This window comes from Actinacidiphila sp. bgisy167, assembly GCF_965342175.1.
In the GTDB taxonomy this organism is placed as follows: Bacteria; Actinomycetota; Actinomycetes; order Streptomycetales; family Streptomycetaceae; genus Actinacidiphila.
The window spans coordinates 19,821-28,152 of sequence record NZ_CBDRBL010000089.1 but is presented as its reverse complement, the minus strand read 5'-3'; the positions used below and the strand labels follow the sequence as shown (position 1 = coordinate 28,152).

The following is an 8,332-nucleotide window of genomic DNA, read 5'->3' as shown; positions in this document are numbered from 1 at the left end:
GGATGACGCTTCCGCTGATCATGAACCGGAAGTACAAAAACACCTACTCAGTCCTGCGGGTGCGTCTCCCCCGCGAAGGCGGCGGCGAGCCGCAGCCAGGGAGCTGCCTCGGCCTCACGCCCCTGCCGCTGCAGCGTGCGGCCCAGCATCAGGTGCGCGTAGTGCTCGACCGGGTCGCGCTCCACGATCAGGCGCAACTGCTCCTCGGCGCGGCCGAGCTGGGCGGAGTGGTAGTAGGCGCGGGCGAGCAGGAGGCGCGGCGCGACCTGCTCGGGCACCTCGTCGACCACGGTCGTGAGCAGCCGGGCCGCCTCGGTGTACTCCTTGGCCTCGAAGTAGAGCTGGGCCCGCGCCCAGCGCTCCGCCGTGCTCTCCTCGTGGAAGGCGTACGACTCCCGGGTGTCGACGGTGTTCACGCGAGCTCCTCTCCGGGTGCGGTGTGCGGCATACGGCCGGCCGGCTCCAGTCCGAACCGGCCCCGCTCGAAGTCCTCGACGGCCTGCATGACCTCGGCCTTGGTGTTCATGACGAACGGGCCGAAGTGCGCGACCGGTTCGCGGATCGGACGGCCGCCCAGGATCAGGACGTCCAGGGCGGGGGTGCGGCTGTCGGGATGGTCGGTGGCCTCGAGGGTCAGGGTGTCGCCGGCGCCGAACACGGCCAGTTGGTGCGCGTCCAGGAGGCGTCGCTCGGCACCCGCGGTGCCGCGTCCGGACAGCACGTAGGCCAGGGCGTTGAAGTCGCCCCGCCAGGGCAGGACCAGCCGCGCACCGGGGCTGACGGTGGCGTGGACCAGCGTGATCGGGGTGAAGGTGCTTCCCGGCCCGGCGTGGCCCGCGACGTCACCGGCGATGACCCGGAGGAGGGCTCCTCCGTCCGGCGAGGACAGCAGCGCCGATTCGGGGCCCTCGATGCTCTGGTAGCGGGGCGCGTTCCACTTGTTCGCCCGCGGCAGGTTCACCCACAGCTGGATGCCGTGGAAGAGCCCGCCGGAGACGACCAGTTCCTCGGGCGGCGCCTCGATGTGGAGGATGCCGCTGCCGGCCGTCATCCACTGCGTGGCGCCGTCGGTGATCGTCCCTCCGCCGCCGTGCGAGTCCTGGTGCTCCATGCGGCCGTCGATCATGTAGGTGACGGTCTCGAAGCCGCGGTGCGGGTGCCACGCGGTGCCCTTGGGCTCGCCCGGCGCGTACTCGACCTCACCCATCTGGTCCATGTGGATGAAGGGGTCGAGCTCCCGCATCGGCACCCCGGCGAAGGCGCGGTACACCGGAAAGCCCTCGCCCTCGAAGCCCTGCGGGGCGGAGGTCACCCGGCGGACGGGGCGCTGCTGCGCGGCCACCGGGTCGGGCTCGGCGACACGGGGCAGCAGCAGGGTGTTCTCCACGGTCACGGCAGGCATGACGCCCTCCTCGGCAGTCTCCGCGGGGCCCGTCCGGACCCCGCGACCGATTCAACATTCAACCAACTGGGGGCATTCCGGCCCCGCTGTTCCTGCTGTACCGCCGCCCCTGCCGTTCGCCTCCGATCCCCGGGCGCCCGGCGCCCGGCGGAGGCTCAGAAGCCGAAACGCGGGCGCTCGCCCTCCGGGACCAGGTCCACGTACTCGGGGTGCTTGCCGATCCATCCCCGGATGAACGGGCAGAAGGGCAGCACCGCGAGCTTCCGCTCACGGGCCGCGTCCAGCGCGGCCCTGGCGAGGGCCCCGCCGAGGCCGCGACCACCGAAACGGGGGTCCACCTCGGTGTGGATGAACGCGATCTGGTCCCGGTAGAGGTGGTACTCGGCGAAGCCGGCCACCTCCTCGGCGCCGCCCTCCTCCGCCGCGTCGAAGATCTCGAAGCGGGACTTGCCGGGATTGTCCGCGACGCGCAGTGCCATCGTCTCTCCTATTCGGGCCGCAGTGCGGCCAGTTGCTGCTCGAAGGGAACGACCGTATCCGGCGCGGCCGCCGGTGCCGAGGGGCGTGTCACCAGCAGCGCCGCCAGTTCGCCCGCGGCGCGGGCGATACGGTTGGGCAGGGTGTCGGTGAGCGCGTCGCCGCTGCCGCCCCAGTCCTCCGACGCCGCGTAGACGGCGGTCGGCACGACCACGGCCCGCAGGAACGCGAACAGCGGCCGCAGGGCGTGCTCCAGCGCCAGCGAGTGCCGCGCCGTGCCGCCGGTGGCGGCGATCAGCACGGGCTTGCCGGACAGCGCGTCGTTGTCGATCACGTCGAAGAACGACTTGAACAGTCCGCTGTACGAGGCGGAGAAGACCGGCGTCACGGCGATCAGGCCGTCCGCCTCGGTCACCGCCGCGACGGCCTCCGCCAGGGGGCGGGCGGGGAAACCGGTGACCAGGTTGTTGGCGATGTCCACCGCCAGGTCCCGCAGCTCGACCACCCTCACCTCGACCGTGCGGCCGCCGTCCGCGACGGCCAGCCGTACGGCCTCGGCCAGCCGGTCACCGAGCAGCCGCGTGGACGACGGCGTGCTCAGCCCCGCCGAGACCACCACCAGCCTCAAAGGTGCGACGGTCACTTCACGACCTCCTTCTCGTCCCGGTCCCCCGCGGCCCGCGCCTCGCGGCCCGCGAGCAGCGAGGCGTGCGTCGGCGCCTCCGGCACGCCCGCCGGGCGGCCCTTGGTGAACTCCTTCCGCAGCACCGGCACGACCTCCTCGCCGAGCAGGTCGAGCTGCTCCAGCACCGTCTTCAGCGGCAGCCCCGCATGGTCCATCAGGAACAACTGGCGCTGGTAGTCGCCCGCGTACTCCCGGAAGCTCAGCGTCTTCTCGATCACCTGCTGCGGCGAACCCACCGTCAACGGGGTCTGCTCGGTGAACTCCTCCAGCGACGGGCCGTGTCCGTACACCGGCGCGTTGTCGAAGTACGGCCGGAACTCCCGCACCGCGTCCTGCGAGTTCCTCCGCATGAACACCTGCCCACCGAGCCCCACGATCGCCTGCTCCGGCGTGCCGTGGCCGTAGTGCGCGAAGCGCGTCCGGTACAACTCGACCATCCGCTTGGTGTGATCCGACGGCCAGAAGATGTTGTTGTGGAAGAAGCCGTCACCGTAGTAGGCCGCCTGCTCGGCGATCTCCGGCGAGCGGATGGAGCCGTGCCACACGAAGGGCGGCACGCCGTCCAGCGGCCGCGGCGTCGAGGTGAACCCCTGCAGCGGGCTGCGGAAACGGCCCGCCCAGTCCACCACGTCCTCACGCCACAACCGGTGCAGCAGCGCGTAGTTCTCGACTGCCAGCGGGATGCCCTGCCGGATGTCCTGCCCGAACCACGGATACACCGGCCCGGTGTTGCCGCGGCCCATCATCACGTCGACCCGGCCCCCGGCCAGGTGCTGCAGCATCGCGAAGTCCTCGGCGATCTTCACCGGGTCGTTCGTGGTGATCAGCGTCGTCGACGTGGAGAGGATCAGCCGCTTTGTGCGGGCGGCTATCCACCCCAGCATCGTCGTCGGAGACGACGGCACGAACGGCGGATTGTGGTGCTCACCGGTCGCGAAGACATCCAGCCCCACCTCCTCCGCCTTGAGCGCGATCGCCGTCATCGCCTTGATCCGCTCATGCTCCGTCGGCGTCCTGCCGGTCGTGGGGTCCATGGTCACGTCACCCACGGTGAAGATCCCGAACTGCACCGGCTTCACTCTCCTCCGTCGTCCCGATGTTTGTTGATTATTCAACCACCATCCCCAACAGGATGGCCACCCGGGGTATTCCTGCTGGTGCGGCAGCCGGCGGAGCCTCGGCACGGCCGGCCCCGCGGACGTGCGGATCGTCCGGGTCCCGACCCGGCGCCGGCAGCCCGGCCGACCGGGGGAACGCCACGCCGCGGGCATCCGCCGGGGCGCGGTTCGCGGGGCCGTCCGCCCATCGCCGCCGCGCCGCGAACGCGGCCTGCCGGGCGGCAGGGCGTGCCCTGCACGCGCGTCACCGCCTCCTGCGGGAGACGCGGGGCGGTGGGTGAGGACGCGGACGGTCGACCTTGACATCCTCGCCGCTGAAGGACGGCGATTCCCGCCCACCGCGCCGTCTGCGTATTCCGCGTGCATGTCCGCGTGGCCTTCTTCGCCGACCGGCACCTGACACGCCGCGAAGAGATCATCGAGCCGTGCGCGAGGACTTCGAGGCCGAACCGGCGAGTTCCACCGTGAGGCCAACCGCGTCCACCTCCTGATCGACCTCCCGCCGAAGGCCGCCGTGTCCATGCTGGTGAACTCCCTCAGAGGCGTCTCCTCGCGCAGACTCCGCCAGGAGTTCCCGACCCGGCCCCACTACTGGCGGGCACATCGCCTGTGGTCCGGCTCGTACTTCGCCGGATCGGTCGACGGCGCGCGCTCAGCATCGTGAAGCAGTGCATCGAACAGCAGAACCAGTCCCTCTGGCCCGGGCTGGAGTGAACAGTGCCCATCCGTGCACACAGCCGAGGTCAGAACAGGCCAAGATCCGGTTCACCACCGGGCTGAAGCCCGGTGCACTGCGAACAGGCCCGGTAGTAGCGGACCGCTCGAGGGAAAGGTGAATTTCGTTCACTAGCGGGTGAAAAGCGGCTTTGTTACTGGATCGGAACACCTCCGGCAGAGCACTCTCAGGGGCGCCGACCCGGCGCACGCCGTCGCGTGCGCCGCGCCGGGCTGCACGACGCTCCCCGCCAGCCTCCGAGCCGAGGTCCGTTCCCGACATATGAGCCACGTGATGCTTCCCCCGAAGCCCGCCGCCCTCGACGCGCGTTCCGCCTCGGGCCTCGTCCGGCAGTGGCGCAGGGCCGTGGAGCCGCAGGCGCTCGCGGCGGCGTACGACGCGCTGGCCGGGGCGGGACCGCTCGTGCCGACGCCGTGGGGCGCGTTCCTGGTCACGGGCTACGAGGAGTGCCGCCAGGTGCTGACCGGGCGTGAATGGCTCACTCTGGGGGCGCGATGGCGCGACGCCCACCGCCCCGGGTGGCGTCGGAGCGCGAGCACCGTCGGGCTGTGCGAGACCCCGCTGCAGCAGGATCCGCCGGAGCACACCGCGCGGCGACGGCCGCTCAACGCTGTGCTGGCTCCCCGGTTGGTGCGGGATGCGGCGGAGCGGCTCGTGGAGCCGCTCACCGATATCCGGGTACGGCGGTACGCCGCCGCCGTACGCCGCGAAGGCGCCGTCGACGTCGTCGCCCGGCTCTGCCGGCCGCTGCCCACCGCGGTCCTCGCGGAGATGACCGGGCTGCCCCGGTGGATCGACCGCGGGTGGCTCGCCGCCGAGAGCGCCGCCATGGTGCGGGTGGAGGAGCTCGCCGCGCCGCCCAGCGTCGTACGGCGGGCGGACGCGGCCGCGTCGGCCCTGCTCGAGGTGTACGACCGCGCGCTGGCCGAGCGCCTGCGGCACCCGGCGGGGGACCTGCTCTCGCGGTGGGCCGCCGAGGACCCGGCGGGGGCCCGCTACCTGCTGCTGACGCTGTTCTCCGCGGGCGTGCCCACCACGGCCGCGCTGCTGGCCGCCACGGCTCTGGCGCTGACCACCGACCCCGCGCTCGCCGAGAGGATCCGCCAGGACCCCGGGTTCGCGGGACCGCTCACGGACGAGCTGCTGCGCTGGGACCCGCCGGGACGGGTGGTGACCCGCGTGGCGGGCGCGGACACCGGGCTGGGCAGCAGCCCGGTGCCTGCCGGACGGGTCGTCCACGCGCTCATCGGCGCCGCCCACCGCGACCCGGCGCGCTTCCCCGCCCCGCACGTCTTCGACCCGGACAGGCCGGCGCAGCGGCTGCTCGCCTTCGGCGGCGGCCTGCACTACTGCCTCGGGTCCCATCTGGCCCGCGCGCAGGCCCTCGCGTTCGCCCGGGCCTTCGCCCGCGAGCTGCCCGGCGCCCGGGCCGCCGCCCCACCGGTGCGGCACGCCGGGCCGAGCATGGCCGACATCGCCCGGCTGACCATCCACTCGCCCCTCACCCAAGGGAGACCGCAGGCCAGTGACCGAGATCCAGGACGCCACGGACGCGTTCCGCAAGGACCTGTCGTCGTCGACCTTCGTGCGGGCCATGGAGGAGACGGGCGTGCGGCCCTTCTACCGCACCATGCACATGACGGGCGACGGTGAAGCCGTCGTCGAGGGCCGGGACGTCGTCATGGCGGGCTGCAACGACTACCTGGGGCTGTCCACGGACCCCCGGGTGACGGCGGCCGCCGCCGAGGCGCTGACCCGCCACGGCGCGTCCTGCTCGGGCGCGCGCACCCTCAACGGCACCACGCCCCTGCACGGCGAACTGGAGGAGCGGATCGCGGACTACCTGGACACCGAGGCGGCCGCCGTGGTCACCACCGGCTTCCAGGCGAACCTGGCGCTCGCGGCCCTGTTCGGCCGCGGCGACATCGTCTTCAGCGACATGGCCAACCACGCCTCGCTGGTCGACGGCATCCGGCTCGGCGCGGCCCGCCGCGTGCTGTACCCGCACTCGGACATTGCGCGGCTGGACACGCTGCTGGAGCAGGCCACCGCCGCGGAACCGACCGCGGGCAAGGTGCTCGTCACCGACGGGATGTTCTCCATGGACGGCGACCTGTGCCGGCTCCCCGGGCTGACCGAACTCGCCGCCCGGCACAGCGCACGCCTGGTCGTGGACGGCGCCCATGACATCGGGCTGCTGGGGCCGGGCGGACGCGGGGTGGCCGAGCACTTCGGCCTGATGGACAGGGTCGACCTGTTCACCGGCACCCTGTCCAAGTGCTTCGGCTCCACCGGGGGGTTCCTCGCCGGGCCCGCGCACGTCATCGACTACCTGCGCTACAGCGCCCGTTCCATCCTCTTCTCCGCGTCCATGCCGCCCGCCGCCCTCGCCGCGGGGATCACCGCGCTCGGCATCGCGGCGGCCGAGCCCTGGCGGCGCCGGCGCGTGCTGGCGCTCGCGGAGGAGCTGCGGGAGGGACTGCGCGCGCTCGGCTACGACACGGGGGACTCGGTCACCCCGGTCGTCCCCGTCCTCATCGGGGACGCCGCCGACTGCGCCCTGATGTGGCAGGCCCTGTTCGACGGGGGCGTGTTCACCAACGCCGTCGGGGCCCCCGCCGTCCCCGAGGGCCGCTGCGTGATCCGGGTGACCGTGCAGGCCACCCACTCCGACGCCCACCTGCGGCGGATTCTGGACGCCTTCGCCGCCGCCGGCCGCCGGACGGGCCTCGTCCCGGGTCTGCCCGGCCAGGCGGTGGCCCGGTGAACGCGGTCACCGTCACCTCCGTCGAGGGCCGCGCCGCCACGACGGACTTCATCCGGCTGCCGTACGCGGTCTACCGCGACGACCCGCGCTGGGTCGCCCCGCTGGAGCGCGAGATGCGCACCTTCCTCGACCCGCGCCGCAACCCGTTCTTCGACACGGCCGAGGCGCGGCTCTTCCTCGCCCACCGGGGAGGCCGGCCCGTCGGCCGGATCGCGGCCGTCGCCGATCCGCGCTTCCAGGAGCGGCACGACGGCAAGTGCGGACACTTCGGGCTCTTCGAGTGCGACGACGACCTCGGTGCCGCCGGGGCGCTCTTCGACGCGGTGGCCGCCTGGCTGGCCGAGCGGGGGCTGACCCGGATGCTGGGTCCGCTCAGCTTCTCCGTCAACGACGAGTGCGGGGTGCTGGTGGACGGATTCGACGGGCCGCCGAGCGTGGGCATGCCGTACAACCCGCCGTACTACGACCGGCTGCTGACCGGCTGCGGCTTCGGCAAGGCGAAGGACCTGCTGTCCTGGCTGGTGCCGATGCCCCCGGACGGCGAGCCGCCCGCCGCGATCGCCCGGGTCGCCGCACGCACCCTGGCCGACCCGGCCGTGCGGGTACGGCCGCTCGACCCGGACCGCTACGAGGCCGAGATGGCCCTCGTCAAGGACATCTACAACGACGCCTGGGCCGAGAACTACGCATCCGTCCCGCTGACCGACGCCGAGTTCCTGCACATGGCCGCGCAACTGAAGTCGGTCATCCATCCGCACCTGGTGCGGATCGCCGAGGTGGACGGCGAGCCGGTCGCCTTCACGCTGTGGGTGCCCGACGTCAACCAGGCGCTGCGCGCCGCCCGGGGCAGGCTCACCACCTGGGGGCTGCCGATCGGCATGCTGCGGATCAGCCGGGCGATGGCGGGCATCACCCGCGTCAGGGGCGGCACGTCGGGTGTGCGGAAGGAGCACCGCGGCCGCGGGCTGATGGCGGTGCTGCTCGCCGACGCGCAGCGCGCCGCCTTCCGGCTCGGCTACACCGAGACCGACCTGTCCTGGATCCTGGAGGACAACCGGGGCTCCAACCGGCACGCGCAGGCCATGGGCGGGGGGCGCTTCAGAACGCACCGGCTGTACGAGCGCGACAGCGGCGGCCTGCGGTGAGG

General features: G+C 72.8%; 8 protein-coding genes and 1 pseudogene. 4 read left to right on the top strand and 5 right to left on the bottom strand.

The features are described from left to right. Positions 1-47: 47 nt before the first annotated feature. The 5 genes from ACRWND_RS26140 to ACRWND_RS26120 all read right to left on the bottom strand — a co-directional run bounded on the left by ACRWND_RS26140 (position 48) and on the right by ACRWND_RS26120 (position 3,634). Positions 48-416, bottom strand: coding sequence for a tetratricopeptide repeat protein (locus tag ACRWND_RS26140; protein ID WP_431953541.1), 369 nt, complete (start codon positions 414-416; stop codon positions 48-50). Further along, positions 413-1,402 (bottom strand): pirin family protein, encoded by a 990-nt coding sequence (locus tag ACRWND_RS26135; protein ID WP_431953539.1) that lies wholly within the window; start codon positions 1,400-1,402, stop codon positions 413-415. Before ACRWND_RS26135 ends, ACRWND_RS26140 begins: the two co-directional genes overlap by 4 nt. A gap of 155 nt (positions 1,403-1,557) precedes the next feature. Continuing rightward, positions 1,558-1,881 (bottom strand): GNAT family N-acetyltransferase, encoded by a 324-nt coding sequence (locus tag ACRWND_RS26130; RefSeq protein ID WP_431953537.1) that lies wholly within the window; start codon positions 1,879-1,881, stop codon positions 1,558-1,560. 8 nt (positions 1,882-1,889) lie between these two features. After that, entirely contained in the window at positions 1,890-2,522 is a 633-nt protein-coding gene (locus tag ACRWND_RS26125; RefSeq protein ID WP_431953535.1) for an FMN reductase, read from the bottom strand. Further along, positions 2,519-3,634, bottom strand: a complete 1,116-nt coding sequence (locus tag ACRWND_RS26120; protein ID WP_431953533.1) for an LLM class flavin-dependent oxidoreductase — start codon at positions 3,632-3,634, stop codon at positions 2,519-2,521. Before ACRWND_RS26120 ends, ACRWND_RS26125 begins: the two co-directional genes overlap by 4 nt. 375 nt (positions 3,635-4,009) lie before the next feature. Here ACRWND_RS26120 and tnpA point away from each other — a divergent pair. From tnpA to ACRWND_RS26100, 4 genes and pseudogenes are all read left to right on the top strand, one after another. Continuing rightward, positions 4,010-4,396, top strand: a pseudogene (tnpA, locus tag ACRWND_RS26115) (IS200/IS605 family transposase). Between the two features lie 295 nt (positions 4,397-4,691). After that, on the top strand, positions 4,692-6,071 hold the full coding sequence (locus ACRWND_RS26110; protein ID WP_431953531.1) for a cytochrome P450: 1,380 nt from the start codon (positions 4,692-4,694) through the stop codon (positions 6,069-6,071). Next, positions 5,953-7,185, top strand: coding sequence for an aminotransferase class I/II-fold pyridoxal phosphate-dependent enzyme (locus ACRWND_RS26105; protein ID WP_431953545.1), 1,233 nt, complete (start codon positions 5,953-5,955; stop codon positions 7,183-7,185). Before ACRWND_RS26110 ends, ACRWND_RS26105 begins: the two co-directional genes overlap by 119 nt. Then, complete coding sequence (locus ACRWND_RS26100; protein WP_431953529.1) at positions 7,182-8,330, top strand: GNAT family N-acetyltransferase; 1,149 nt, start codon at positions 7,182-7,184, stop codon at positions 8,328-8,330. The genes ACRWND_RS26105 and ACRWND_RS26100 overlap by 4 nt, the downstream gene beginning before the upstream one ends. Positions 8,331-8,332: the final 2 nt, after the last annotated feature.

Excerpts from the sequence above, each read along its gene's own strand:
- ACRWND_RS26135 (WP_431953539.1), bottom strand. The coding sequence starts at position 1,402 with ATGCCTGCCGTGACCGTGGAGAACACCCTGCTGCTGCCCCGTGTCGCC.
- ACRWND_RS26130 (WP_431953537.1), bottom strand. The coding sequence starts at position 1,881 with ATGGCACTGCGCGTCGCGGACAATCCCGGCAAGTCCCGCTTCGAGATC.
- ACRWND_RS26110 (WP_431953531.1), top strand. The coding sequence starts at position 4,692 with ATGCTTCCCCCGAAGCCCGCCGCCCTCGACGCGCGTTCCGCCTCGGGC.